24 protein-coding genes are annotated in these 24,088 nt (G+C 58.3%); 11 read left to right on the top strand and 13 right to left on the bottom strand.

The annotated features are described in order from the left end of the window. Positions 1-11: 11 nt before the first annotated feature. Both rpmF and ACR0KC_RS03880 read right to left on the bottom strand, forming a co-directional pair. A complete protein-coding gene (gene rpmF / locus ACR0KC_RS03885; RefSeq protein ID WP_008756996.1) occupies positions 12-218 on the bottom strand; it encodes a 50S ribosomal protein L32 in 207 nt (68 codons plus the stop codon). Positions 219-423: 205 nt separating this feature from the next. Continuing rightward, on the bottom strand, positions 424-960 hold the full coding sequence (locus tag ACR0KC_RS03880; protein WP_170567032.1) for a YceD family protein: 537 nt from the start codon (positions 958-960) through the stop codon (positions 424-426). 84 nt (positions 961-1,044) lie between these two features. Here ACR0KC_RS03880 and ACR0KC_RS03875 point away from each other — a divergent pair, with 84 nt between their 5' ends. The 3 genes from ACR0KC_RS03875 to ACR0KC_RS03865 all read left to right on the top strand — a co-directional run bounded on the left by ACR0KC_RS03875 (position 1,045) and on the right by ACR0KC_RS03865 (position 4,231). Then, positions 1,045-1,521, top strand: a complete 477-nt coding sequence (locus ACR0KC_RS03875) for an outer membrane protein assembly factor BamE (protein WP_170396685.1) — start codon at positions 1,045-1,047, stop codon at positions 1,519-1,521. 98 nt (positions 1,522-1,619) lie between these two features. Beyond that, positions 1,620-2,354 (top strand): GNAT family N-acyltransferase, encoded by a 735-nt coding sequence (locus tag ACR0KC_RS03870; RefSeq protein WP_170406340.1) that lies wholly within the window; start codon positions 1,620-1,622, stop codon positions 2,352-2,354. A 68-nt stretch (positions 2,355-2,422) separates the two neighbouring features. Continuing rightward, positions 2,423-4,231 carry an ABC-F family ATP-binding cassette domain-containing protein gene (locus ACR0KC_RS03865; protein ID WP_480705041.1) on the top strand — a complete coding sequence of 603 codons (1,809 nt, stop codon included), beginning with the start codon at positions 2,423-2,425 and terminating at the stop codon, positions 4,229-4,231. Positions 4,232-4,302: 71 nt separating this feature from the next. Here the strand turns inward: ACR0KC_RS03865 and ACR0KC_RS03860 are convergent, their stop codons facing one another. The 3 genes from ACR0KC_RS03860 to ACR0KC_RS03850 form a co-directional block, all read right to left on the bottom strand. Then, positions 4,303-4,845: a sugar O-acetyltransferase gene (locus ACR0KC_RS03860; protein WP_480771504.1), complete on the bottom strand. Its 543-nt coding sequence runs from the start codon at positions 4,843-4,845 to the stop codon at positions 4,303-4,305. 10 nt (positions 4,846-4,855) lie between these two features. Next, positions 4,856-5,611: an SDR family NAD(P)-dependent oxidoreductase gene (locus ACR0KC_RS03855; protein WP_480771503.1), complete on the bottom strand. Its 756-nt coding sequence runs from the start codon at positions 5,609-5,611 to the stop codon at positions 4,856-4,858. Positions 5,612-5,685: 74 nt separating this feature from the next. Beyond that, positions 5,686-6,636 (bottom strand): GlxA family transcriptional regulator, encoded by a 951-nt coding sequence (locus tag ACR0KC_RS03850; protein ID WP_480771502.1) that lies wholly within the window; start codon positions 6,634-6,636, stop codon positions 5,686-5,688. A 132-nt stretch (positions 6,637-6,768) separates the two neighbouring features. Here ACR0KC_RS03850 and ACR0KC_RS03845 point away from each other — a divergent pair, with 132 nt between their 5' ends. The 4 genes from ACR0KC_RS03845 to ACR0KC_RS03830 are packed head-to-tail and all read left to right on the top strand — an operon-like array spanning position 6,769 to position 11,241. Beyond that, positions 6,769-7,479, top strand: coding sequence for a GntR family transcriptional regulator (locus ACR0KC_RS03845; RefSeq protein WP_170406329.1), 711 nt, complete (start codon positions 6,769-6,771; stop codon positions 7,477-7,479). Between the two features lie 7 nt (positions 7,480-7,486). Then, positions 7,487-8,404, top strand: coding sequence for a dihydrodipicolinate synthase family protein (locus ACR0KC_RS03840; protein ID WP_170422094.1), 918 nt, complete (start codon positions 7,487-7,489; stop codon positions 8,402-8,404). A gap of 3 nt (positions 8,405-8,407) precedes the next feature. Further along, positions 8,408-9,904 carry an aldehyde dehydrogenase gene (locus tag ACR0KC_RS03835; protein ID WP_480771501.1) on the top strand — a complete coding sequence of 499 codons (1,497 nt, stop codon included), beginning with the start codon at positions 8,408-8,410 and terminating at the stop codon, positions 9,902-9,904. Then, positions 9,901-11,241 carry an NAD(P)/FAD-dependent oxidoreductase gene (locus ACR0KC_RS03830; RefSeq protein WP_480771500.1) on the top strand — a complete coding sequence of 447 codons (1,341 nt, stop codon included), beginning with the start codon at positions 9,901-9,903 and terminating at the stop codon, positions 11,239-11,241. Before ACR0KC_RS03835 ends, ACR0KC_RS03830 begins: the two co-directional genes overlap by 4 nt. 12 nt (positions 11,242-11,253) lie before the next feature. Here ACR0KC_RS03830 and ACR0KC_RS03825 read toward each other — a convergent pair whose 3' ends face one another. Genes ACR0KC_RS03825 through ACR0KC_RS03815 form a run of 3 tightly spaced genes read right to left on the bottom strand, consistent with a single transcriptional unit; the run spans position 11,254 to position 14,286 of the window. Then, positions 11,254-11,988: an SDR family oxidoreductase gene (locus ACR0KC_RS03825; protein ID WP_170636212.1), complete on the bottom strand. Its 735-nt coding sequence runs from the start codon at positions 11,986-11,988 to the stop codon at positions 11,254-11,256. After that, entirely contained in the window at positions 11,985-12,716 is a 732-nt protein-coding gene (locus ACR0KC_RS03820; protein WP_480771499.1) for an SDR family NAD(P)-dependent oxidoreductase, read from the bottom strand. The genes ACR0KC_RS03825 and ACR0KC_RS03820 overlap by 4 nt, the downstream gene beginning before the upstream one ends. A gap of 19 nt (positions 12,717-12,735) precedes the next feature. Then, positions 12,736-14,286 carry a trimethylamine methyltransferase family protein gene (locus ACR0KC_RS03815; protein ID WP_480791085.1) on the bottom strand — a complete coding sequence of 517 codons (1,551 nt, stop codon included), beginning with the start codon at positions 14,284-14,286 and terminating at the stop codon, positions 12,736-12,738. Between the two features lie 352 nt (positions 14,287-14,638). Here ACR0KC_RS03815 and ACR0KC_RS03810 point away from each other — a divergent pair, with 352 nt between their 5' ends. After that, complete coding sequence (locus ACR0KC_RS03810; protein ID WP_480771497.1) at positions 14,639-15,283, top strand: hypothetical protein; 645 nt, start codon at positions 14,639-14,641, stop codon at positions 15,281-15,283. Between the two features lie 180 nt (positions 15,284-15,463). Here the strand turns inward: ACR0KC_RS03810 and tyrS are convergent, their stop codons facing one another. Both tyrS and ACR0KC_RS03800 read right to left on the bottom strand, forming a co-directional pair. Next, positions 15,464-16,714, bottom strand: a complete 1,251-nt coding sequence (tyrS, locus tag ACR0KC_RS03805; RefSeq protein ID WP_480585254.1) for a tyrosine--tRNA ligase — start codon at positions 16,712-16,714, stop codon at positions 15,464-15,466. Positions 16,715-17,012: 298 nt separating this feature from the next. After that, positions 17,013-18,092, bottom strand: coding sequence for a Hint domain-containing protein (locus tag ACR0KC_RS03800; protein ID WP_170396711.1), 1,080 nt, complete (start codon positions 18,090-18,092; stop codon positions 17,013-17,015). 650 nt (positions 18,093-18,742) lie between these two features. Here ACR0KC_RS03800 and ACR0KC_RS03795 point away from each other — a divergent pair. Further along, a complete protein-coding gene (locus ACR0KC_RS03795) occupies positions 18,743-19,822 on the top strand; it encodes an anhydro-N-acetylmuramic acid kinase (protein WP_480590845.1) in 1,080 nt (359 codons plus the stop codon). A 64-nt stretch (positions 19,823-19,886) separates the two neighbouring features. Here the strand turns inward: ACR0KC_RS03795 and ACR0KC_RS03790 are convergent, their stop codons facing one another. Both ACR0KC_RS03790 and ACR0KC_RS03785 read right to left on the bottom strand, forming a co-directional pair. After that, the gene (locus tag ACR0KC_RS03790) at positions 19,887-20,777 is read right to left on the bottom strand and encodes a fatty acid desaturase (protein WP_480771496.1); all 891 of its coding nucleotides are present in this window, start codon (positions 20,775-20,777) and stop codon (positions 19,887-19,889) included. 4 nt (positions 20,778-20,781) lie between these two features. After that, positions 20,782-21,201, bottom strand: coding sequence for a cupin domain-containing protein (locus ACR0KC_RS03785; RefSeq protein ID WP_480771495.1), 420 nt, complete (start codon positions 21,199-21,201; stop codon positions 20,782-20,784). Positions 21,202-21,287: 86 nt separating this feature from the next. Here ACR0KC_RS03785 and ACR0KC_RS03780 point away from each other — a divergent pair, with 86 nt between their 5' ends. Further along, positions 21,288-22,706 carry a protein adenylyltransferase SelO gene (locus ACR0KC_RS03780; RefSeq protein WP_480771494.1) on the top strand — a complete coding sequence of 473 codons (1,419 nt, stop codon included), beginning with the start codon at positions 21,288-21,290 and terminating at the stop codon, positions 22,704-22,706. 62 nt (positions 22,707-22,768) lie between these two features. On the opposite strand, the gene ACR0KC_RS03775 is transcribed toward ACR0KC_RS03780, so the two are convergent. Beyond that, complete coding sequence (locus ACR0KC_RS03775) at positions 22,769-23,200, bottom strand: hypothetical protein (RefSeq protein ID WP_480736004.1); 432 nt, start codon at positions 23,198-23,200, stop codon at positions 22,769-22,771. 116 nt (positions 23,201-23,316) lie between these two features. Between ACR0KC_RS03775 and ACR0KC_RS03770 the strand changes: the two genes are divergently transcribed. Then, positions 23,317-24,021, top strand: a complete 705-nt coding sequence (locus tag ACR0KC_RS03770; protein WP_480771493.1) for an endonuclease/exonuclease/phosphatase family protein — start codon at positions 23,317-23,319, stop codon at positions 24,019-24,021. Positions 24,022-24,088 lie beyond the last annotated feature (67 nt).

Raw genomic sequence — 24,088 nt, 5'->3', positions numbered from 1 at the left:
TCCAATCAGGCTTAGGCCGCGTCTTCGTCCAGGTCGATTTCGTCGGCCTGAGCGACGACTTCACGATCGTCATAGTGGCCGCAAGATGCGCAAACGTGGTGCGGGCGCTTCAGCTCGCCGCAGTTCGGGCATTCGTTCGGGTTTGCAGCAACCAGAGCGTCGTGTGCGCGGCGGTTGTTGCGACGCGACTTGGAAACTTTGTTCTGTTGGACGGCCATGGTCTCAACCTTTGTCTGATATGGGCTGACAGATTCGCTGTCAGCCGGGTTACGTACTTTGTTTTCTCGTGGTTTGACGCGCGTTTAAGGGGCTTGCCCCGCAATGTCCAACCCAAATTCCAATGAGCGCGCGAAAATACTGCGATTCTCGTCATGTTCAAGCGGTTTTTCTGACGGCCTGCTATGACAGGAAATCCCTCGCCTGTCACTCGTCTTTTTTCATCGCATCCCGCAGCCCCGCCAAACCAGCGAAGGGTTTTACATCCTCATCTGTGAGGGCCTGTTTGCCCGGTTCGGTATAGTCTATCTGGCCCAGCTCAACTCCATCCTTCCGTGGATATTGGGGCAGGGCCAGCGACAGCGCTTCAACCATGATCAGCGCAGGATCGATCTCGGGGCCAAGCGGTTCGGTCTCGTCATCCTCGGGGATTTCGAACTCGGGCTCTTCCGGATCGCTCCAATCGGCCACAAAAACGCGACTCACCGGGGTGTCGATGCGTGTGGTCACAGGTTCCAGCGTCACGACACAAGGTTGGATCACCGTTGCGCCCAGCTTGCCAGAAAGCATCCAATCCCGTTTGCCCTGCGCGCGCAATTCGCCGACAAAGCTGAGCTTGCGCAGGCCAAGCAGTCCGAGCTCTTGTTTTATGGCCTCCAGCGCGTCGCCGGTCGGGCGCAACTCAAACGGGGTTGGAGCGTTTTGCGGCAGGTCTGCGACGCGTAAAGATGTCTGGTTGCTCATTCGTGAGGTTTTCCTGTGTTGAACCGGAGCCTTGGTTTCTGTAATCGGATAGGGTCCGCAAGGGGCCATGGCAAGAGGATGTGCATGTTGAAGGGTTTGAACAGGTTGAAACCAGCGTCGAAAACGCTTGTCTTTGCGGCCTGTCTGGCGGTCGCGGGCGCATGTTCACCAATCTTCAAGAATCACGGCTACGTGCCTCCGCCAGAGGATCTGGCCAAAATCAAGGTCGGCGTCGATACCCGCGATAGTGTTGAAGAAACCATCGGCGCGCCCAGCTCGGCGGGCGTGGTGCGGGATTCGGGCTATTACTATGTCGCCTCGCGCGTCCGTCATTATGGGCCCAAACGACCCGAGGTCGTTTCACGTGAACTGGTCGCGATCAGCTTTGATCAGCGCGGCGTCGTTCGCAATATCGAGCGGTTCGGCCTGGAAGACGGCTATGTCATCGTGCTGGATCGTCGCGTGACCGATTCCAACGTGGAAGACAAAGGCTTCCTGCGTCAGCTTCTGGGTAACATCGGCAACTTCAACCCGGCAAATATTCCTGGCGCAAACAACTAAAGCGACCAATTCTCTTGCAGTGGTCACAGGACAGTCACACATTCTGTAGTAAGGACCAGACAGATGTGACCGGTCAGCAACCGCAGGAGGATGCGACCATGGCGGTTTTGTTGGACAAGGGCCGATATCGCGCCCGCTTGGCGCAAACCGAGCAAGACGTGGCGGCGGCGCAGACGCTGAGGATGCTGACCTTTGCTACTGATGGTCAGGATTGTGATGCTTTTGACGAACGCTGCGCCCATGTTTTGGTCGAAGATCTGCAGGCCGGTGGGGCGTTGGTGTGCTGTTTCCGTATGCTGACAATGCAGGGCGGCTTTGAAATCGGACTCAGCTACTCGGCACAGTTCTATGACCTGTCGGCGCTACGCGATTTTACCGGACCGATGGTCGAGATGGGTCGGTTCTGTATCCACCCGGACTACAATGATCCGGATATCTTGCGTGTCGCGTGGGGCGCAATGACGGCGTATGTCGATCAGAACGGGATCGAAATGCTGTTTGGTTGTTCGTCATTCGCTGGAACAGAAACTGCCGAATATCTTGACGCTTTTGCGATGCTCAAACACCGACATCTGGCACCAAGGCGATGGTTGCCGCGAGTCAAGGCGCCGGATGTGTTTCGCTTTGCGGCGCGCTTGCGCCGACGCCCTGATGTAAAACAGGCGATGCTTCGGATGCCTCCCTTGTTGCGCACCTATCTGATGATGGGGGGGTGGGTCAGCGATCATGCGGTGGTAGACAGGCACATGAACACCCTGCATGTGTTCACCGGCCTTGAAATCGGAGCAATTCCCCCAGCTCGTAAACGGTTGCTGCGCGCGGTGGCTGGGTGATTTGAGTATCTGGGAAAAGGTGAAGTTGGGGCGTTGACGCCTTGCTTTGGCCGGTTTAGCTGGCGGGTATGGCGAGAATTCCTTTATTGCAGATGTCCGGTATCTCTCTGACGTTCGGGGGTGATCCGGTGTTTTCCGATCTGGACCTTGTGGTTCAACCCGGTGATCGCGTCGCGCTGGTCGGGCGGAACGGGTCTGGCAAATCCACTTTGATGAAAGTGATGGCCGGGCTGGTCGAGGCCGATCAGGGTGAAATCGTCATCCCTCCTGGTAAATCAGTGGGTTACATGGAGCAGGATCCCGGAATGCAGGGATTCGCGACGCTTGGAGACTACGCCTCAAGCGGGTTGGAGCCGGGTGAGCTGTATAAGGTCGAACGCGCGGGCGAAGGGCTGAAATTCGACCCTGAGCGTGCGGTCGAAACCGCTTCGGGTGGGGAAAGGCGACGCGCCGCCTTGGCCAAGCTGATGGCCGAGGCGCCGGACCTGATGTTGCTGGACGAACCGACGAACCACCTGGATATCGAGGCGATTGCGTGGTTGGAGCGTGAGTTGGGCTCGACCCGCGCCGCCTATGTTTTGATCTCGCATGATCGCGCATTCCTGCGTGCGTTGACCCGTGCGACGCTGTGGATCGATCGCGGAGTTGTACGGCGGCAGGAACAGGGCTTTGCGGCCTTTGAAAGCTGGAGGGACAAGGTCTGGGAAGAGGAGGATCAGCAGCGCCACAAGCTGAACCGCTTGATCAAGTCCGAGGCGCGATGGGCCGTCGAGGGTATCAGCGCCCGCCGCAAGCGCAATCAGGGTCGTGTTCGGGCGCTACAAGCCTTGCGCGCCGAGCGAGCAGCGCAGATCAAACGTCAGGGATCGGCTGCCATGACGTTGGAATCCGGTCCGAAATCAGGCCGCAAGGTCATCGAGGCCAATGGCGTTTCAAAGGCATTTGACTCTCAGCAGATCGTGCGCAATTTCGATCTTCTGGTTCAGCGCGGTGACCGTGTGGCCTTTGTTGGGCCGAACGGTGTGGGCAAGACCACGTTGCTGAAAATGCTGCTAGGTCAGGTCGAACCGGACAAGGGTTCGGTGGTGCTGGGTACTAACCTTGAGATCGCCGTGTTCGATCAGGCGAGGGCACAGCTGGACCCGGAAATGAGCCTGTGGGACAGCTTGACCGGCGATCCCGAGATGCGGGTCTCGGGCAAGGCCGATCAGGTGATGGTCGGCGGGCAGCCCAAGCATGTGGTGGGCTATCTCAAAGAGTTTCTGTTTGATGATGCGCAGGCAAGAGCGGCTGTTAAGTCATTGTCCGGAGGGGAAAAAGCCCGGTTACTGTTGGCGAAACTGATGGCAAAAACCTCTAACCTGCTGGTGCTGGACGAACCGACCAACGATCTGGATGTCGAAACGCTGGATCTGCTGCAGGAATTGCTGGACGACTATGATGGCACGGTGCTGCTCGTTAGCCACGATCGGGATTTTCTGGATCGTGTTGCGACCACAACCATCGCCATGGAGGGCAACGGGCGCGCGACCGTCTATGCTGGTGGTTGGTCCGATTACATCGCTCAGCGAGGTGATGTAGTTGCGAAAAAGGAAGAAAAAGCAAGGCCTTTAAAACCGAAAGTGAAGCAAGAAGCGAAGGCAAAAGCAGGGCTGTCGTTCTCGGAGAAACACCGACTTGAGAAGCTACCAGCAGAGATCGCGCGCCTTGAAGCCGAGATCGCCAAGCTCGAAGAACTGATGTCTGATCCTGAGCTGTTCACACGCGAACCGATCAAGTTCCAGAAGGCAACCGATGCCCTGGTCGAACGGCAGGAAAAACTGTCAGCGGCTGAGGAAGAGTGGCTGATGCTTGAAGAGAAGGCCGAAGCCGGTTGAGTCCGAGTTGTACAACTTCAATCGACTAGATTGTCTGAGTTGTACAAACCTATGCACCGGTTTGCGCGTGCTCAAATGGGGCGGGCGGGGTTACCAACAACAGTTGCTCGGGCAGGGACGTCCTTCGTGACGACGCTGCCTGCACCGACGATGGCGCGGTCTCCGATCGTGACGCCGGGCATTATGATCGCGCCGCCGCCGATCCAGACGTTTTCGCCGATTGTCACCGGGTGGTCGATTTCCAGACCCTGTGCGCGCAGGGCTGAGTCTTTGGCGTGTTGGGCGCAATAGATCTGCACCGTGGGGCCGAGCATCGAGTCACTGCCGATGCGAACAGGCGCGGTGTCGAGAATGACACAGCCCGCATTCAGATAAACCCGGTCGCCCAGCGACAGGTTCATTCCATAAGCGCAGTGGAACGGAGCCTCAAAATAGCAATCTTGCCCGATCCCCGCAAAGAGCGCCGCCAATTCGGGAGCTATAGCCCCTCGGTCATCGGGCGGGCAGGTGTTGTGGGCATGGACCGCGCGGCGTGCTTTCATACGAAGCACTTCCAGTTCGGGGTCGAGGCAGCAATACCACTCGCCTGCTGCCATTTTCTGCCGCTCGGTCATGAAACCCGTCTTAGCGCATCCGCAGGGCACCGTCGATGCGGATTACCTCTCCGTTCAGGTAGCCCATCTCGACGATGAACCCGGCCAGACGACCGTATTCGCGCGGGTCGCCGAGGCGAGCAGGGTTGGGGACGTCCGCCGCAAGCTGTTGCTGCACCTCTTCGGGCAGACCAGCCAGCATCGGGGTCATGAAGATGCCCGGTGCGATGGCCATCACACGGATACCAGTCGAGGCCAGATCGCGCGCCATGGGTAGCGTCATGCCGACCACGCCGCCTTTCGAGGCTGAGTAGGCCGCCTGACCTTTTTGCCCGTCAAAGGCGGCGATGGAGGCCGTGTTGATAATCACGCCGCGCGCGCCATCCGGTTCAGGATCATTCTTTGCCATCTCTGCGGCAGCAAGACGCGAGACGTTGAAGGAGCCGACCAGATTGATGTCGATGGTACGCTGGAACGCCTCCAGAGGGTGGGGGCCGTCTTTGCCAACCGTTTTGGCTCCGATCGCGATCCCGGCGCAGTTCACGGCGGCGGTGATGCGACCCATCTTGTCCATCGCATGTGCAATCGCTGCAGCGACCGAGGCCTCATCCGTCACATCAGTTTGCGCGAATTGTCCGCCGATTTCAGCCGCGACTTGCGGGCCACGCTCGGCGTCGCGGTCAAGGATTGTGACCTGCGCGCCGTTCTCGGCAAAGTGACGGGCTGTGGCCTCACCCAGGCCGGAGGCTCCGCCGGTGATCACCGCAGCTGTGGTTGAGAGTTGCATGGCGGGTTCCTTCCTGATCTGAACACTTGTTCAGATAATCCCAACCATGGCCCTCTGTCCAGTCACAGCTTTGATCAATCAAGCCTGCTGCGCTGCTGCATGGGCGTGACACCAAAGGCAGCCCTGTACACGCGCGAGAAGTGGCCAGCGCTTTCGAAACCGCAGGCAAAGGCGACCTCGGTCACCGAAGATTCGGTCTGCAACAGCAGATTGCGGGCGCGGTCCAGCCGCAATTCCATGAAGTATTTCTTAGGCGAGGTGTTCAGGAATTTCCCAAACAGACGCTCCAGTTGTCGGGTTGAGATACCGATATCGCTGGCAATGACCGAGGGCGACAGTGGACTTTGAATATTGTCGGTCATGATGTGGATCGCCTTGGCCAGATGCGCGTTCCGCATCCCGTTGCGCGATTGCAACGAGACGCGCTGATCGGCAGTGGCGTTGCGCACGGCGTTATAGACCATCTGATCGGCCACTGCGACCGACAGGTCGTGGCCGTGGTCGCGTTCGATCAGGTGCAGCATCAGATCGGCGGTCGCGGTGCCGCCCGAGGCGGTCATGTGTTTTTCGTCGGCGACAAAGACGCTGCGGACGAGGTTGATCTCGGGGAAGGCCTCCATGAAAGCATCATGGTATTCCCAATGGATCGCCGCCTGCATCCCATCCAAAAATCCGGCCTCGGCCAGCAGCCATGCACCGGAACACAAGGCGCTGATATTGGTGCCCCGTGCCCTCTCTCGGCGCAGGGTTGCGAGCAGCGGACGCGAGACGTGATTGCGCATGTTTATTCCTGACAGAACAAACAGTTGGTCACATTTTGGGATAGATCCCAATCCGCCATGCACCAAAGTGACCGATCCGTTTGAACAGACCGCATGCTCAGCGTGTTCGGACAGGAAGGACCATCGATAAAGATCTTCCTCGGCCAGCAAATTTGCGATCCGCAATGGCTCGACCGCGCAGGAGAAGGCGAGATGCGAGAATTCCTCGACCAGTATGAAGGCGTAGTGCTGTGTTTGGTTCATCGATAGTCCGGAATCAGGGCGTTCTGACAGTTTTCTGCATGCTGCACGAAAACTAACTGTATACAACATGTATTTTTATACGATACCAGAGGGCAAGCTATCGATTCGCGGGATCGTGATTAAGGGGATCGGATGAGGGACGAAGGGAAATCACCGAAAGAGGCGTTGGCTGAGCATCTGAAGATGTCGGTTCTGACCCTGCGTTTGCGTCCCGGAGAAGATTTGGACGAGGCGCAGCTGTCGCAGGCCTTTGGCCTGTCGCGCACGCCTTTGCGCGAAGTGTTCCGGCAGTTGGCCGGTGAGGGGTATCTGGACCTGCGCACCCATCGCGGGGCGCGGGTGTCAGAGATGTCTCATACCACGCTACGCGATTTCTTTCTGGTTGCGCCGATGGTCTATGGCGCGGTGCTGCGTCTGGCCGCGGCGAATGCGACGCACGATCAGATCGATCAGTTGAAAGAGGCGCAAGAGACGTTTCGGCAAGCCTTGCGTACAGGCTCGGCTGAGGAGCGGACGCTGGCCAATACCCGGTTTCACGAGGTGACCGGAGAGATGGCGGGGAATGTCTATTTATCCCCTTCGTTCAACCGGTTGCTGATCGATCACGCGCGGATCGGGATGACATTTTATCGCCCGCAGACCGCACGAATGGCTGAGAACCTTTCAGAGGCGAGCGACCAGCATGACGCCATCATCGCCGCCATCGAGGCGGGCGATGAGGCGGCTGCTGCGCAGCTGGCCGACGACCACTGGACCCTGTCACGCGATCAGATCGAGCTGTTCGTGATGCCCGAGGGGTTGGATTTTCCGCTGGGGCAGGTCCCCGGCATGACATCTGCATGAGGGACACATGACTCCGATCTTCAGATTTGAGGGTATTTATACGCCGGTGGTGACACCCTACGCGGCGGATGGTGGCGTGAACTGGGACGCGTTGGCCGAGGTGATCGAGTACCTGATCGAGAATGGTGTGCACGGGCTGATCTCGGGCGGGTCCACCGGCGAAAACTATGCGCAGACCGTCGATGAGCGGCTGGAACTGGCGCGCTTTACGCATGAACAACTGAAGGGGCGTGTGCCTCTGGTTGTGGGAACGGGGGCGATGCTGACCGGGGACTCCGTCGCTTTGGCCTCAGGTGCGCGAGACCTAGGCGCAGATGCGATCTTGTTGGCCAGCCCGCCCTATTCGGTGCCCACCGACCGCGAGAATGCGCTGAACGCGCTGGCAATCGACAAGGCGGCTGACCTGCCGGTGATGCTGTACAACTATCCGCACCGGACCGGCACGATGATGGGGGAAGAGTTCCTGGACCGCGTAGGCCGCAGCCGGAACTTCTGTGGCATCAAGGAAAGCTCGGGCGATATCAACCGGGTTCATCTGCTGGCGCGGGATTATCCGCATATTCAGCTGGGCTGCGGCATGGATGATCAGGCGCTGGAGTTCTTCGCCTGGGGAGCGCCGTTCTGGGTTTGTGGTGGGTCGAACTTTCTGCCCGCCGAACACGTGGCGCTGTATCAGGCTTGTGTGATCGAGGGCAACTTTGCCAAAGGCCGCCGCATCATGAGCGCGCTGATGCCGCTGATGCGGGTGCTGGAGCAGGGCGGCAAATTCATCCAGACGATCAAGTATGGGGTGACCATGAACGGGATCGATGCTGGGATGGTGAGACCTCCGCTCAAAGGGCTGAACAAGGATGACAAACGCGCGCTGGAGCAGGTGACGCGCGTTCTGAAACGCAAAATCGCAGATATCGTGGCGGAGGGTTAAGGCATGGGCTTGCTGACGAAAGACGAATACGAATCCATCGCTGCGCATCTGGATCTGCCGACGGGCGCTTTCATCGACGGCGGTTATCGCCCGGCGACCTCAGGGCAGGTGTTCGAGACTATCAATCCAGCCACCGGGGTTGTGCTGACCAGCATTGCTGCCTGCGGATCGGAGGATGTGGATTTTGCGGTCGAAAAGGCGCGAGAGGCCTTTGACGACGGGCGTTGGTCAAAGATGCACCCCTCGGATCGCAAGGACATTCTGATCCGCCTGTGCAAGCTGCTTACCCGCAACGCGCGGGAACTGGCGGTGATGGAGAGCATCGATAGCGGCAAGACGATCTTTGATTGCGAAACCGTTGATGTTCCCGAGACGATCCACTGCCTGAAATGGCATGCCGAGGCGATCGACAAGATCTATGATCAGGTCAGCCCGGCCAGTGATGACCACATCGCCATGGTCGTGCGTGAGCCCATCGGCGTGGTTGGGCTGGTCCTGCCGTGGAACTTCCCCTTGCTGATGCTGGCGTGGAAGATCGGGCCGGCGCTGGCGGCGGGGTGTTCAGTGGTGCTGAAGCCGGCGGCCGAGACTTCTCTGACCGCTTTAAAGGTGGCGGAGCTGGCGTCTGAGGCCGGGTTGCCGCGCGGTGTGCTGAATGTGGTGCCCGGCGGTGGTGCCGAGGTGGGCGAACCCATCGGGCGGCATATGGACATCGACATGGTGTCTTTTACCGGCTCGACCGTAACCGGAAAGAAGTTCCTGAGCTATTCCGCTGAAAGCAATGTCAAGGAAGTTGTGCTTGAAATGGGCGGCAAAAACCCGGCCATCGTCTTGCACGATGCGGAAAATCTGGATCGGGTGGCGGCGCATGTCGTCAATGGCGCATTCTGGAACATGGGCGAGAATTGCTCGGCCTCGTCGCGGTTGATCGTGCATAAGGACGTGAAGGCAGAACTGCTGGAACGGATCGCGCATCATGCCAAGCACTGGAATGTCGGCGACCCGTTGGACCCAGAGACCCGCATGGGCGCGCTTGTCAGCGAGGGGCATTATTCCAAGGTGTGCGGCTATCTGGATCAGGCCGAGACTGTGCTGATTGGTGGCAAGGCGGAGAATGGGTTTGTTGAAGCCACGGTGGTCGAGGTGCCCGGAAACGATGCCACGCTGGCGCGCGAGGAGATCTTTGGCCCGGTTTTGTCGGTGATCGAAGTTTCGGGCTTTGACGAGGCGATCAGCATTGCCAATGACACCGAGTATGGGCTGTGCGCCTCGATCTTCACGGCCAACGCCAAACGCGCGATCCGTGGCGCGCGGGCGATCCGGGCGGGTACCGTCACGATCAACAGCTTTGGTGAAGGGGATATCACCACACCCTTTGGTGGCCACAAGCAGTCTGGGTTTGGTGGCCGGGACAACTCGGTTCACGCCCATGATCAGTATACCCAGCTGAAAACCATCTGGATTGATCTGGCCGATGACGAAGATGAGGCGGTAGATTGACGATCTACACCGCCAAACGTTTGCCCCGGCAAACCGGCGTGGCAGGATGGAATGCCATCCTGCCTCTGCAGCAAGACCTGCCTCGGCTTGAGCAAGACCAGACCGCAGATGTGACCATCATCGGCGGTGGTTTTGCCGGGCTGTCCGCAGCGCTGAGGCTGCATCAGCTTGATCCGGCGCTGAAGGTTGTGGTGCTTGAGGCTGGGCGCTTTGCGGAAGGCTCTGCCGGGCGCAACTCGGGGTTCATGATCGATCTGCCTCATGACTTGGCCTCGGACAATTACGCCAGCGATGGGCTGGACGCAGATCGGACCACAATCGCGCTGAATCGCCAGGCGATTTCCTTTGCGACCCGGGTAGCCGCTGAGTGCGACCTGTCGCCGGAGATGTTCGACCCGTGCGGCAAGATCAACGCTGCTGCGACCGCAGCGGGTGATCGGCACAACGCAGACTACGCAGTGCATCTGGCGCGATTGGGAGAGCCCCACGAGCTTTATGATGCACAGCAGATGCAGGCGCTGACAGGCAGCCCGCATTACACATCTGGTCTGTTTGCGCCCGGGACGGTGATGATCCAGCCTGCAGCCTATGTGCGGGCTCTCTCAACGCATCTGGCTGGGCGGATCGGTGTTTATGAAAACTCTGCCGTGACCGGGTTTCGCAAACAAGGCGGTGGCTGGGTGGTCGAGACCGAACAGGCGCGGGTTTCGACGGGGCGGATCGTGATGGCAACGAATGGTCATCTGGAAAGCTTTGGATTTTACCAGCGGCGTCTGATGCACATCTGCCTCTACGCGTCGATAACGGAACCACTGACGCCAGATCAGATCGCCACGCTGGGCGGACAGCCACGCTGGTCAGTAACGCCAGCGGATCCGATGGGCACTTCGGTCCGGCGGGTTTCGGGCAGTTATGGGGATCGCATTCTGATCCGGACCTGTTCAAGCTTTCATCCTGAAATCCACAGCAGCGATAGCCAGTTGAATCGGGCAGGCGCGGTGCACGATCGTAAGTTTCAGGAGCGATTTCCCAACTTGCCGAATGTACAGATGCAGCACCGTTGGGCTGGGATGCTGTGCCTCAGCCGCAATGGCTCGGCCGCGTTCGGTGAGATCGAGCAGGGTGTATATGCCGCCTGCTGTCAAAACGGATTGGGTATAGCGCGAGGAACATTGCAGGGAATGGGCGTGGCAGAGCTTGTACTGGGGAAAGACTCCCAGATTGCAGATCATTTTCTGGCGCAACCGATGCCACCGCGTTTGCCACCCGAGCCCTTCGCATCGGTTGGGGCCAATGCGTATCTGCGCTGGAAAGAGTGGCGATCAGGGGCGGAATAGCTTGCAGGCTGGTCAGGGCAGGCTGAGCTTTGCCATCCGTCCGCCATCGATCGTGTAAATTTGACCGGTGACAAAACCCGCTTCCTCGGCTGCCAAGAACGCGACCAGTGCGGCGACTTCTTTCGGGTCGCCGGTGCGGCCTACGGGATGAATGCGGGCGATATCCCGGCGGAATGCGCCGGGGTCGTTCATGCTCTCGATGAAATCGATGTTGAGGTCTGTGTCGATCCAGCCCGGTGCCACCGCATTGCAGCGAATGCCTTCTACTCCGTGGTCCACGGCAACCGCGCGGGTCAGCCCATGCAGCCCGGCCTTAGAGGCGCAGTAGGCGGCGTGGCCGGGGTTGCTGCCCAACCCCTCGACCGAGCCGATATTGACGATGCTGCCCTTGGTTTTGCGCAGATGTGGCAGTGCAGCCTGGATCAGCAGGAACGGGGCGGTCAGGTTGACCATGAGGTTGCGTTGCCAATCTTCAAGCGGCATGTCGTTGACAGAGGCCTCCTGCATCATGCCTGCGTTGTTAATCAGTACGTCCAGCTGGCCCGCGCTGTCCACAACCTGCTTGATGATCTGCACCGGGCTTTCCGGGTTTGCAAAATCCGCCGGGATAGAGGGGAACTCATCATCTTTACCGCGCTGCGCAGTGTAGACATTAGCCCCTTCTTCGCGCAGCCGCCGGGCGATGGCTTGTCCGATGCCACTGCGGCCACCGGTCACGAGCGCTGTTTTTCCTGCAAATCTTTTCATTGCACCGGCTTGCCCCCATTCACTTCGACCAGAGCACCACACATGTAGCGCGCCGAATCCGAGGCGAGAAAAAGGATCACTTCGGCTATATCTTCGGGTTCGGCGATACGCCCTAAAGGCACCGACTTCCCAAGCTCGGCAATCGCCGTATCAGGATCGAACCCACGTTTGGCAAAGCCCGAACGCAGCATCGGTGTGTTCACCTCGTTCGGGCAAACGGCGTTGATGCGGATGCCCTGATGGGCGTGATCGTGCCCCATGCATTGGGTGAGGCTGGCAATGGCCGCTTTGGTCATGCAGTACACCACATGATCCGGGCCAGGTCTAAGGCCCCAGCACGAGGCAGTGTTCACAATAGCACCGCCACCCGCCGCCGCCATGATTGGAATCGCAGCGCGGCAGATACGGAAAGGGGCCTCGACATTCACTCCGACGGACAGGGCCCAGTCCTCATCGGATGTTTCAGTCACCGGGCCGCGGGTGATCACGCCTGCATTGTTGATCACGATATCAAGACCACCCAGCGCCTGATGCGCGGCCAAGGCCAGCCCGTCGCAATAGTCGGGATCGCGCAGATCGCCGGGCAGATGCGCCTCGGCTTCAAGGCTGCCCACATCGCGGTCAGCAACAGCCACACGCGCGCCTTCGGCCCGCAGCTGGCTGACGATGGCGGCCCCGATCCCGCCCGACGCCCCTGTGACGAGTGCGGTTTTTTCAGCGAACCTCATTCGTGTACCTCCCCGGGATTTAGTAGGACTGGTTCAGCTCATCCGCAGCCGGTATTTCACGCTCGCGCCGGGCGATGTAATCCAGCAGCTCTTCGTTCTTGGCGATATCGAGCGTTGGTTCCTGATACTCGGCCAGCAGCTTGTGGGCGTGTTTCAGGGCGCGTTCGGTGATTTCAACACAACCCTCAGCCTGCCATTGTTCGATCGAGTTGTTGTCGAACATATCCGGCATGAAGAATGCGCTCTGGAAATTGTCCTGCGTATGCGGATGCCCAAGGTAATGCCCGCCCGGACCGATATCACCGACTGCCGAAACGGCCTGATCGAAATCGCCCCATTTCGGGCCCTCGGCCATGCGATAGGCCATGGCGCATTGTTCTGCGTCAACGATGAACTTGGCGGTCGAGCAGTGCATCCCGGCCTCGTTCCAGCCCGCCGAATGCCAGATGTAGTTGGCGCCGGAATGGATCACGGCCTGCAGAGTGGTTGCGGATTCATAGCCTGCCTGCGCGTCGAACGTCTTGGCTCCGCCCAGAGTGTTTGAGGTACGCCAAGGCACTTCGTAATACCGGGCCATCTGTCCAATCATGAAGTTCATCAGACTGATCTCGGGCGTGCCTGCCATCGGCGCGCCGGATTTCATCGAGACGGTCGACAGGTAGTGCCCGTAGATCGCGGGCGCGCCCTTGCGGATCACCTGCGTATAGGCCAGCGCGCTGAGCGCCTCGGCATTCAGTTGCGCCACGGTCGCCGGAACGCTGGCAGGCGTATTGGCCCCGCCCAGAACGAAGGGCGAGCACAACACCGGCTGCTTTCGGCGACAGAAGGCACGCATCGCGCCCAGCATGGTTTCATCCCAAACCAGCGGCGAATTGCCGTTGCAATTACCAGTGGTGACCGGGTGATCTTCAAGGAAATCCTCGCCGAACAGGATGGCACACATCTCCATGACATCTTCGGCATTCTTGGGGCTGGTGGTCATGCCCATGAAGGTTTTGTCAGAGTGCTTCATTGACGAATAGGTAATCCGCAGATGCCGCTGACTGATCGGGTGATCATAGGGCTCCACGATGTGATGGGCCGAGGAATGCAGCGCGGGTAACATATGGCTGAGCTTGTGGAACATCGCCAGATCGTCCAGCGTCGGGTTGCGGCGCACATCTTCCAGATCGCGCAGGAAGGGCGCTCCGGTCATCGGCACGAAGATCGAGTGTTTACCGCCCAGCCGCACGTTCTTTTTCGGATCGCGCGCGTGGTAGGTGAAATCTGACGGAATGGTCGCGATCAACTCGCGCACCAGACCGCGATCCAGATAGACGAGCTCGCCTTCTACCTTGGCACCAGCCTTCTTCCAGTCTTCCAGCGCGATGGGGTCACGGAACTGAACGCCTACGTTTTCCAGAATATCCATCGAGGCCGCATCAATGCGTTCTACCTGTGCGCCGTCCATAACCTCGCATAACGGAATGCCGTGGGTCAGGCCCGGCAACATCTCGAAGTTTGGAGCGGTACGCATGGCGCGCCGGGCTGAGCGCCCTCCGGTACGTGTGGCTGTGGCAGTTCTGGTCATATGGTGCCTCCTTCCGGTTCAGAGTGGAACGGAAAGGGTGAGGTCCACATGCAGGAATGCGAAAGACTGTTGCGAAATGCGACGTTGAGTTGGCACACGGAAAAACCGCCACAGGAGGGCGCCCCTTGAGAGAAGTACTATTGATCTCTCAGCCACTTGGGCTTTGGTACGTCCAGACAAAGACAATACGGAAAACGCCTCGGTGAGGGTTTTTGCGTTTGATTTTGTTCAATGGCAGGTAAGCGGGGCGAAAGTGAACTTTCGCTGCATCTGCGCCAAGGTCTGTTTTCAAGAGCGCCGTAAATCGGTTAGCTAAGACTAGCATCAACAAGAGCAATGGAGATTGAGGCCGTTGAAGTACAAAGCAGCTCGAAGGGCAAAATTGGTTGACCTCGAGCCGGTGTTGCGACTGCCTAAAAAGCCGGGGCACAATTCTGTAGGCAAGAGAAGCTTAGCTTTCTGCCATCCAAATCACAGTAGAGAAACGCTAGAGACTTATTTTGGAACTTTCCTACAAGCGATGTTTGTGAGCGAGGAGGAAGACCAAATCATCAGTTTTGCATGTGCGATCCGAACATCTGGCAAGCCAATACAAGAGCCAATAGTTTGGTCGGATGCAACAGGTGATGGAGCGACTTTAAATCACGACAAAAATGGAGCGTGGTTATATGTCAGTCGCCTTGCATATACAGCAGGACCTGGACATGCTCACGTATCGAAGGAAATAGGTCCGCTCCTTGTGTCCCTGCAAGAATTAGCCGTGAGGCTAAAATTACAAGGCGTTGCTTTCCCTACACGCTTCTCTGGGTTCCGCGAACGGTCGGGGACGACCGAGTTTCAAAGGACGACAATTGACGACAAGGGTTCGTTGGAGCGGTCGGGGCTACGGCCTCTCGGCATCGCCTTCCAAGCGGGCTTTGAACATGTAATAGCCTTGCCGAACTACCTGGGTGACGGGAAGCACTTCGCAATGATGGTTTGGCGAAACGAGCAGTGACAAAAAACGCGAACCTGAAAGCTGACGTTCTTTTCAATCACAACATTCAACACTTTGGGCTCAAGGCAGACCTTCGCCAGGTTCGCCAAGTATGCACCAAAAAAGTGTTGCAGTTCGAGTTACTCGATCTGCAAGATTTACCATGGAGCGCGGCCACCCGAAGGCAGCCCTTTGATTGGCTCAGCCCAACTGAACCAGCGCGTGGCGTTTCTTGCCCGCGCTGAGTTTGATGGGCGAGGACAGTGCGCCTGCGTCGATCATCAGGCCCGCGTCGGTCAGCGGAGCATCGTCTAGCTTGGCACCGTTTTCGGCGATCAGGCGTTTGGCCTCTTTGCCGGATTTGGCGAGGCCGGATTTGACGATCAGCTGGACGATGGACATGCCGTCACCCAGCTCTGATGCGCTGAGGGTCAGGGTCGGGAGGTCTCCGCCAACGCCGCCCTTTTCGAACACCTCGCGCGCGGTCGCCTCGGCGGTTGCAGCGGCTTCTGCACCGTGCAGCAGAGTTGTGACTTCGTTGGCGAGGCGGATTTTGGCCTCGTTGATTTCGGACCCTTGCAGCGCGGCCATGCGATCGCATTCGTCTACCGGAAGCTCGGTGAAGATTTTCAGGAACCGTCCCACATCGGCGTCGGTCGTGTTGCGCCAGAACTGCCAGAACTCATAGGCGCTCAGCATGTCGCCGTTCAGCCAGACGGCTCCACCTTGCGATTTGCCCATTTTGCGACCATCGCTGGTGGTCAGCAGGGGTGTGGTCAGACCGTAGATTTCGTGATCCAGTACGCGGCGGGTCAGGTCGATGCCGTTGACGATGTTGCCCCACTGGTCCGAGCCGCCCATCTGCAGAACGCAGTTATACCGGCGGTTCAGTTCGAGGAAGTCATAGGCCTGCAGGATCATGTAGTTGAATTCGAGGAACGACAGCGATTGCTCGCGGTCCAGCCGCGATTTCACCGATTCAAAGCTCAGCATCCGGTTAACCGAGAAATGCCGCCCAATATCGCGCAGGAAATCGAGGTAGTTCAGGCTATCCAGCCATTCGGCATTGTTCAGCATCAGCGCGCCGGTGTCGCTGTCATCGTAAGACAGGTATTTCGAGAACACCTGTTTCATGCCTGCGATATTGGCGTCGATCTGTTCAGGGCCCAGCAGGGGGCGTTCGTCTGAACGGAACGAGGGGTCGCCTACCTTGGTGGTGCCGCCGCCCATCAGGGTAATTGGCTTGTGGCCGGTTTTCTGCAACCAGCGCAGCACCATAATGTTCATCAGGTGACCTACATGCAGCGACTGTGCGGTGGCGTCATAGCCGATATAAGCCGTCTGCACCCCAGAGATCAGCGCGTCGTCAAGGCCCTGATAATCGGTGCAGTCGGCGAGAAAGCCGCGCTCGATCATCGTGGCGATGAAATCCGATTTGGGGTGGTAGGTCATGACGCTCAACAGGCCTTGTGTTCTGGCCCTCTCTGCAAGGGCTGGTGTAAGTCATAGGTCAGTAATTTCAAAACCAGACCCGCTTGGTCGCACGGCGGAAGGTACATTCATGCGACTGGCCTTCTAATTCCCTAAGTCTCGCGGAATGTCCAGACATTGGCGAGCAAGTGCAGTCCGCACTGAAAGAATCTTGCGGATAAGCTTTCTGAGGGAAACGCGAAGAAATAACGCATAGCGAAACACAGAATATCGCGTCAGTCTTTGAAGCGTACCAAGTCCTGCCGGATAACCTCTGGTTCTAGCGTGCAGTGTGTCTGGACAGAAGCGGCTTTTCATTCTTGATGTGGCGTTCAATCAGTTGCTTTTGCAGCTTCCCGGATGGGATCGGGCAGGCGGGCTTGGGGGCAAATTCCAGTTCTGCTATCTCGGGGAATATGCTCAGGATTTCTGTTCGTGCTTCTGGACTGATGGCCTTGAGCACTTCCGGTCCGGTAAACAGGCTTTCCGATGGTGCGCCTTCGGCATAGACTACCTCGTGCTGTCCAAAAAGAAGGTGAAAATACTCGACGCTCTGGGCATCCTGGTCGATGAAAATACCGGGCAGCGAAGTCAGATTGACGGCGGGTACCAGAACTTCGGAAGTCCTGAACATCCGCTCGACAATCTTCGAAGACACCAGCATCCGGTGCTGCCGGGACACCACAAGATCACGCTGAGGCAAGCCCAGACCTAACGCTCCGGCGCTGATACGAACCGGGCGCAGTTTGGGGTTTGCGGCCAGTTCCGGGGCAGATATCGTACGGCGAAACACCCGCAGCAGGGTGGCAAATCCGGGCCCATCACCTGTGGGATCAAACACTTCGATCTCATCGCTGGCTTTCAGATCCTCGACCGCCTTATGACCACCCCTTACCCGAATATTCGTGCCACTGGTGAAACAGGGAACAAAGTCGTCAACGGGCAGATTTACGACTGGACTGGCGAAGGCACCGTCACCCAGCGCCGTGATCGTCAGTGTTGTGTTGAGCGGGGGGACATCCCCCAAAAAGCCGATGAAGAATCCTTGCTCGGCTCCGCCGCCAAACGCGCCGTTGCCGCTGGAATCATAGTCGAAAACGCCAATCGTATAGGTATTGGTGCCATCCGTGACTATGTAATTGTAATCCCAGGCAATTGCATTCCCCAGATAGGTTTGCGTGGGGTCGTCTGGGAATTCGTTGTTTACACCGTCTCCCTCGATGGTGTTGGGGTCAACACCATCAGTAATTTCGATCGTATTGTACGCGGAGATCTGAAATGTCGTTCCAACGCCGCCGAATTGGGCCTGGTTCGTAGTCAGAGTCGTGTCCGTCCGAAATGCACCGTATATGTTTGGCATAAACCCTGTTCAGGCCAATTCACTGCCGCTTTTTACTAAGCGGTATGAACCTACTCACCCGTCCTCAATTTGTTGTCTGTGCTTTGCTGCATATTAATATCTCATCTATAAGCATTGGCGCAACATTTGCGAATATCCAGGGTTTTGAGCCTGCGCTTTTATTGCACTGAACATCCCAAAGTACCTGCCATTATTCAGTCGCTTTGTTTCAATGCAAATCTGACGAAGCTGAGCTATATGGAATGATCGTAGGTGCTTCAGATCAAGTGGAACACTGAAACCGGCGACGGGCATTCTTGGGAGAGCTTGGCACCTGCTGTAGCGATCTGCGAACATGTGGTAATGGACTTTGTACAGCTCTTTCATGAGCACTCGGAACTGCGCTGCGTTTGGGAACGCCTTGTCGCCTTCATTCGCGGTCTCGTACCTTTCGGAATTCTGTAGCGGCGCACGGTACAGGCGGGGGCAGAGGCAAGGAAAAGGCACCTTTTCCAAGAAAAATGAAGCTCGCGCATGATGTGTCTTGCCTTGGCTTTGCATTACCGTGCAGGTTGTGCTCAGAACCCGGCGAAACGGGTGGAGAGACGCAATACGAGGTCGGCGTGGGCAGGGTCATCAGCAAATCGGGGGCGATCAGAGCGTTGGGGGCCATGTCGGGCACATCGCTGGACGGTGTGGACGCTGCGGTCGTTGAAACCGATGGGCAGCAGATATTCGGCTTTGGTCCCAGCGGGTATCGCGCTTATTCCGAAGAAGAGCGTGCCACACTGCGCGCGGCGCTGGGGCTTTGGCATGGACCAAAGGTTGATATTTCGGCTGAATTGGTGACCCGGGCACATGCCGAGGTTCTTTCAGAGTTCGAAGAGGTCGACCTGATCGGCTTCCACGGTCAGACATTGGCACATGAGCCGCGTGGGCGTGGCACGTTGCAGGTGGGTGACGGGCTGGGTCTGTCGCAGGCTTTGGGGCTGCCGGTGGTCTGGGATTTTCGCAGCGATGATGTGGCGCTGGGCGGAGAGGGTGCGCCTCTGGCCCCGTTCTTTCATTTCGCCTGCGCCAAATGGATCGGGGCGGAAGAGCCGCTGTGTTTCCTCAATCTGGGCGGTGTTGGGAACCTGACCTATGTTGACCCGTCTTTTGACGGGCCTGAAGCGCCAGGGGCGTTGCTGGCTTTCGACACCGGACCCGCCAACGCGCCGGTTGACGATCTGATGCAGGCGCGGTTGGGGTTGCCGATGGATCGGGACGGCGCGCTGGCCCGAGAGGGTACGGTCGAGACCGGCGCACTGGAGCTGTTTCTGGCCGAACCCTATTTCAACCGAATGCCGCCCAAATCGCTGGACCGGAATGATTTCTCGGAAATGATTGGTCTGGTGACCGAGCTGAGCGATGCGGATGCGGTGGCCACGTTGACCGGGATGAGCGCTGCGGGTGTGCTGCAGGGGATGGAGCATTGTCCCAAGCCGCCTGTGCGCATGCTGGTTACCGGTGGCGGACGTCACAACCCAGTGCTGATGGAAATGCTGCGCGTGTCGCTGGATTGCCCGGTCGAGCCGGTTGAGGCGGTTGGGCTGGATGGCGATATGCTGGAGGCGCAGGCCTTTGCCTATCTCGCCGTGCGTGTGGCGCGGGGATTGCCGACTTCAGGCCCCGGAACAACCGGGGTGAGCGCCTTGGTCGGGGGCGGTGTCGTCTCGTCACCGGCGAGGGGTGTCGTGGTGAGCGGGTAGGGGGTTCTGCCCCCGTCGCTGCGCGACTCCCCCGAGGTATTTTTGGCCAGATGAAGAGGCGGATCTAGCGATTTAGGGCGCGGGCGTAATCTAGAGTGAATTCGGTGTAGCCGTCCGAGGTGGATTGCAGGTGTGCTTGGGTCCAGCGGTGGAAGGCTGGAAGGTGGTGGAAAGGCACGTTTGGAAAGGCGTGGTGTTCCGCGTGGTAGGGCATGTTCCAGGCCAGAAATCGGATCATTCGATTGGTAAAGGTGGTACGGGAGTTTTCGAGCATATTTGCCACCGGCGGGCAGAGGCCGTGTTCAGCCAGCAGGTATAGGCGCAGGAAAGGCTGGCCGATAAGGGCGGGCAGAAGCCAGAGCCAGAACAACAAGGGGCTGAAGAACAGGCTGAGTGCGGCCAGGGCATATAGTGTAGATAATATTCGGGCTTCGGTTCGTATGGCGCGGTGCTGGCGGGTTGGCAGGTAAGCGGCGTCAATCCTGCCGCGCGCGTTGTCGGTCAACACACGGGCCATACCCGTCCAATATGGCCGGCCGCTGAGATAGATCGCAAGGCTGCGCCAGTTTTCGGGGCGGGGTTTGCCGCCAAGTTCCGGGTCTTTGGTCGGGTGGTTTGTCCATTTGTGATGGGCAAGGTGAAAGTAGCGAAACCATGTGAACGGCAGGCAGATGGGAATTGAGACAAGGTGCCCAACCGCTTCGTTGATCCAAGGGGTTTTGAACGGCGTCTTGTGGGTGCATTCGTGGCTGAGCGTAAAGAGGAAAACCAGCAATAGGCCTTGCGGCAGGAGCAATAGTGGCCAGAGGGGAACCTGTAGGATGATACCGGTGCTGGTTGCTGTCAAAGCGCCGAAATAGATCGCTAGATGTCTGAGACCTGCCATGTCTGACCGCTGTTGCAGCCTGTCCTTGGTGTCGGGCGGGATCGCGGCGATCAGGGCGCGGTGGTCCATGGAATTACACTCTTGGAATATCAAAGCCGGGTGGCGCGAGTTCAAACCCGTCAAATTCAAATCCCGGTGAAACAGTGCAACTGACCAGCGTGTAGTCTCCACTGCTGCGCGCCGCCTGCCAATGGCCCTTGGGTACAATAAGCTGCGGTGCGCCTTGGGTCAGATCAGGTGTCAGGATGTGGTCTTTGGCAGGGCCTGTATCGGAGGCGCTGAGCGAGAGGATCAGCGGAGCGCCGGAATGGTAGAGCCAGATCTCGGTCGCATCTACCTTGTGCCAGTGGCTGCGCTCACCCTCTGCCAGTAGGAAGTAGATGCAAGTGCCGGTGGCACGGCCGGGATTGTCGGCGCGCCAGGTCTCTTTGAACCAGCCGCCTTCGGGGTGCTGCTGCAGGTTCAGGTGTTGGATGATGTCTTGCGCGGTCATGGGAGCCTCGGGTCTGTTTGTGGGATTATGCACGCACGCGCACGATCTGCTATGGCAATTGTGTATGCAGAGCATATGTTTGCCGCATGACTTTGATGATCCCGTTTGACAACAGCTATGTTCGCCTGCCGGACACCTTCTTTGCGCGGCAGGGGCCCGTGCCTGTGCGTGCACCAAAGCTTGTTGCCTTCAACAGTGATCTGGCGCGACTGTTGCGGATTGCGCCGGGCGACGTTGAAGAGATGGCGCAGGCTTTTGCGGGCAATACTGTGCCCGAGGGGGCCGAGCCGCTGGCGCAGTTATATTCCGGGCATCAGTTTGGCACCTATAACCCTCAGCTAGGAGATGGGCGCGCGGTTTTGTTAGGTGAGACGGTCGGAGTCGACGGGATTCGGCGGGATATTCAATTGAAGGGCTCAGGGCAGACACCTTTCTCGCGCCAGGGAGATGGACGTGCCTGGCTGGGGCCGGTTTTGCGCGAATATGTGGTTTCCGAGGCGATGCATGCGCTGGGCGTTCCCACCACGCGCGCCTTGGCAGCGGTTGAAACCGGAGAGATCGTGCTGCGCGAGGGTCCGATGCCCGGGGCGGTATTGACACGTGTGGCGCAAAGCCATTTGCGGGTGGGTACGTTTCAGGTGTTTGCAGCGCGAGGGCAGATAGAAAGCCTGCAACGGCTGACTGAATATGCCATTCAGCGCCACTATCCTGAGGCGGACGGGGCTATGGGTTTGTTGCGCGCGGTTCGGGATGCGCAGGCCGGGTTGATCGCCCGATGGATGAGCGTGGGTTTCATTCACGGGGTCATGAATACTGACAACAGCTCGATCGCCGGTGAGACGATCGACTATGGCCCATGTGCGTTCATGGACAGCTATCACCCGAATACAGTCTATAGCTCGATCGACCGGATGGGGCGGTATGCCTACTCGAACCAGCCTGAGATTGCGGTTTGGAATCTGGCGCAGCTGGCAACGGCCCTAATTCAGCAGTTTGAGGACAAGGACGCAGCTGTCGAAGAGGCCACCGAAATTGTCCATGCCATGCCTGCGTTGATGCAGGCACATTGGCTGGAACGTTTCAGGGCCAAGATCGGATTGGTTCGGGCAGAGGAGAGGGATCTTGAAATGATCTCGGACCTGTTGACGCGGATGGCGCAGAATCAGGCGGATTTCACAAACACGTTCCGCGCGCTGGGCAGCGACCGCGCGCGAGACCAGTTTGCCGACCCGGCGGCTTTTGACGAATGGGCAAAGGGGTGGCAGGAACGCTTGGCGCGTGAGGATGCGCCTTCGGACGTGATGGCTGCGGCCAATCCGGCCTTCATTCCACGCAATCATCGGGTGGAGCAGATGATTCAGGCTGCGGTGCAGGGCGATTACGCACCGTTCAATCGACTGAATGAAGTGCTGTCACGGCCGTATGAGGATCAACCAGAATCAGCTGACCTGATGCGCCCTCCGGCGAAGAACGAGGTCGTACACGCGACATTCTGCGGTACGTAACAAAGAGATGGTTTCTTATGAAGAAACTGAGCCTGAAACTTTTGAAGTTTCAGGTTTCGAGGCTATCGGGGCGTGTCTGCAAAGGGCTCGGCGATCACCTGACACGCATCTTCATAGACAATGTAGCCGATCCGATCTGATCGCAGAGTATCGATCTGGTATCCGTTTTCTTTGAGCAGTGCGACCATCTCATACGACTTGCCCAAAACCTCATTGGCTTCGGGTTTGAACCAGCTGAGGCCTTTGGTATTGCGCTGAAAGGCGCCTTTAGATTTTGTCCTGTTGAAACGATAGGGGATTTCAAGGTTTTCCCGGAACCAAGCCAGTAGCGCCTCAATTCGATCGAATGTGTATTTATCCAGCGCGGCAGTGTCGCGCAGGTGGTAGGCCGCGCAGAAGAACCCCTGACGCGCGTCCATATCTTCTATCTTGATCGGATGGACAAACCTTATGAACATGATCGTGAAGGTGGCCGAGGGGCTGCGCGGGCTCAAGGCCGTTTTGCACAAATGTTAGCGGAGCAAGCGGCGCGTTGCCATTCAGCGCTGGGTTCGGCTTGCACTTGTCCGACCAGTTGGCGATCTTGGGTTAAATCAGTTTAAGTGTGCCGATGACCTACCGCTCGACCTTGCGCCTTGCCAGTTACAACATTCAGAAATGCGTGGGACTCGATTTCCGGCGGCAGCCGCAGCGGATATTGCAGGTCATCGAAAGCATGCAGGCCGATATCGTTGTTCTGCAGGAGGCGGACAAACGATTGCCGCCCCGTCCTGCCGCTTTGCCACATTTCATGTTGGATGAGGCCGGGTGGCAGATCGTGGACCTGGGCGGTGCCGGTAGTCTTGGTTGGCATGGCAACGCGGTGATCTGGCGTGGGGACGCCATTCAGGTGCGTCAGGCAGGTCATCATGATTTGCCGGGTCTGGAGCCCCGCGGCGCCGTGCGGGTCGAGTTTGATACGCAGATCGGGCCTTTGCGGGTGATGGGGATGCATCTTGGGCTTTTGCCGGCGTCGCGACGCCAACAGATCAGTCATATCCGTCGATGTGATTCTGATCTGGAATACATGCCCACCGTCTGGGCCGGGGATTTCAACGAATGGTCACGCCAGCCGGTTCTTGATCATTTGGCCCCGGACATGCGGTTTCTTCCTCCGGTTCCAAGCTTCCCGGCCGCGCAGCCATTGGGGGCGCTGGACAGAATCGCGGTGGGTCAGGGGCTTGAGGCTGCACTGCACGGGGTGCATGATGCGCGGCCCGCGCATATCGCCTCGGATCATTTGCCGGTCTGGGCCGATCTGCGGCGCATCGCCTGACCGCAAAATCGTCTGTGGCGCAGGGCGCGTAGACATATTAAGACAGAACACCGAACAGTCCCGGGGG

The organism is Ruegeria sp. CF3 (assembly GCF_056537365.1).
This window is presented reverse-complemented; position numbering and strand designations above follow the sequence as displayed.

Coding starts and splice junctions, on each gene's coding strand:
- ACR0KC_RS03815 (WP_480791085.1), bottom strand. CDS start 14,286: ATGACCAGAACTGCCACAGCCACACGTACCGGAGGGCGCTCAGCCCGG.
- ACR0KC_RS03875 (WP_170396685.1), top strand. CDS start 1,045: ATGTTGAAGGGTTTGAACAGGTTGAAACCAGCGTCGAAAACGCTTGTC.
- ACR0KC_RS03865 (WP_480705041.1), top strand. CDS start 2,423: ATGGCGAGAATTCCTTTATTGCAGATGTCCGGTATCTCTCTGACGTTC.
- ACR0KC_RS03835 (WP_480771501.1), top strand. CDS start 8,408: ATGGGCTTGCTGACGAAAGACGAATACGAATCCATCGCTGCGCATCTG.
- ACR0KC_RS03840 (WP_170422094.1), top strand. CDS start 7,487: ATGACTCCGATCTTCAGATTTGAGGGTATTTATACGCCGGTGGTGACA.
- ACR0KC_RS03870 (WP_170406340.1), top strand. CDS start 1,620: ATGGCGGTTTTGTTGGACAAGGGCCGATATCGCGCCCGCTTGGCGCAA.
- ACR0KC_RS03855 (WP_480771503.1), bottom strand. CDS start 5,611: ATGCAACTCTCAACCACAGCTGCGGTGATCACCGGCGGAGCCTCCGGC.
- ACR0KC_RS03790 (WP_480771496.1), bottom strand. CDS start 20,777: ATGGACCACCGCGCCCTGATCGCCGCGATCCCGCCCGACACCAAGGAC.
- ACR0KC_RS03800 (WP_170396711.1), bottom strand. CDS start 18,092: ATGCCAAACATATACGGTGCATTTCGGACGGACACGACTCTGACTACG.
- ACR0KC_RS03880 (WP_170567032.1), bottom strand. CDS start 960: ATGAGCAACCAGACATCTTTACGCGTCGCAGACCTGCCGCAAAACGCT.
- ACR0KC_RS03780 (WP_480771494.1), top strand. CDS start 21,288: ATGACTTTGATGATCCCGTTTGACAACAGCTATGTTCGCCTGCCGGAC.
- ACR0KC_RS03820 (WP_480771499.1), bottom strand. CDS start 12,716: ATGAGGTTCGCTGAAAAAACCGCACTCGTCACAGGGGCGTCGGGCGGG.
- ACR0KC_RS03795 (WP_480590845.1), top strand. CDS start 18,743: ATGTCGGGCACATCGCTGGACGGTGTGGACGCTGCGGTCGTTGAAACC.
- ACR0KC_RS03785 (WP_480771495.1), bottom strand. CDS start 21,201: ATGACCGCGCAAGACATCATCCAACACCTGAACCTGCAGCAGCACCCC.
- tyrS (WP_480585254.1), bottom strand. CDS start 16,714: ATGACCTACCACCCCAAATCGGATTTCATCGCCACGATGATCGAGCGC.
- ACR0KC_RS03845 (WP_170406329.1), top strand. CDS start 6,769: ATGAGGGACGAAGGGAAATCACCGAAAGAGGCGTTGGCTGAGCATCTG.
- ACR0KC_RS03850 (WP_480771502.1), bottom strand. CDS start 6,636: ATGAACCAAACACAGCACTACGCCTTCATACTGGTCGAGGAATTCTCG.
- ACR0KC_RS03825 (WP_170636212.1), bottom strand. CDS start 11,988: ATGAAAAGATTTGCAGGAAAAACAGCGCTCGTGACCGGTGGCCGCAGT.
- rpmF (WP_008756996.1), bottom strand. CDS start 218: ATGGCCGTCCAACAGAACAAAGTTTCCAAGTCGCGTCGCAACAACCGC.
- ACR0KC_RS03770 (WP_480771493.1), top strand. CDS start 23,317: ATGACCTACCGCTCGACCTTGCGCCTTGCCAGTTACAACATTCAGAAA.
- ACR0KC_RS03860 (WP_480771504.1), bottom strand. CDS start 4,845: ATGACCGAGCGGCAGAAAATGGCAGCAGGCGAGTGGTATTGCTGCCTC.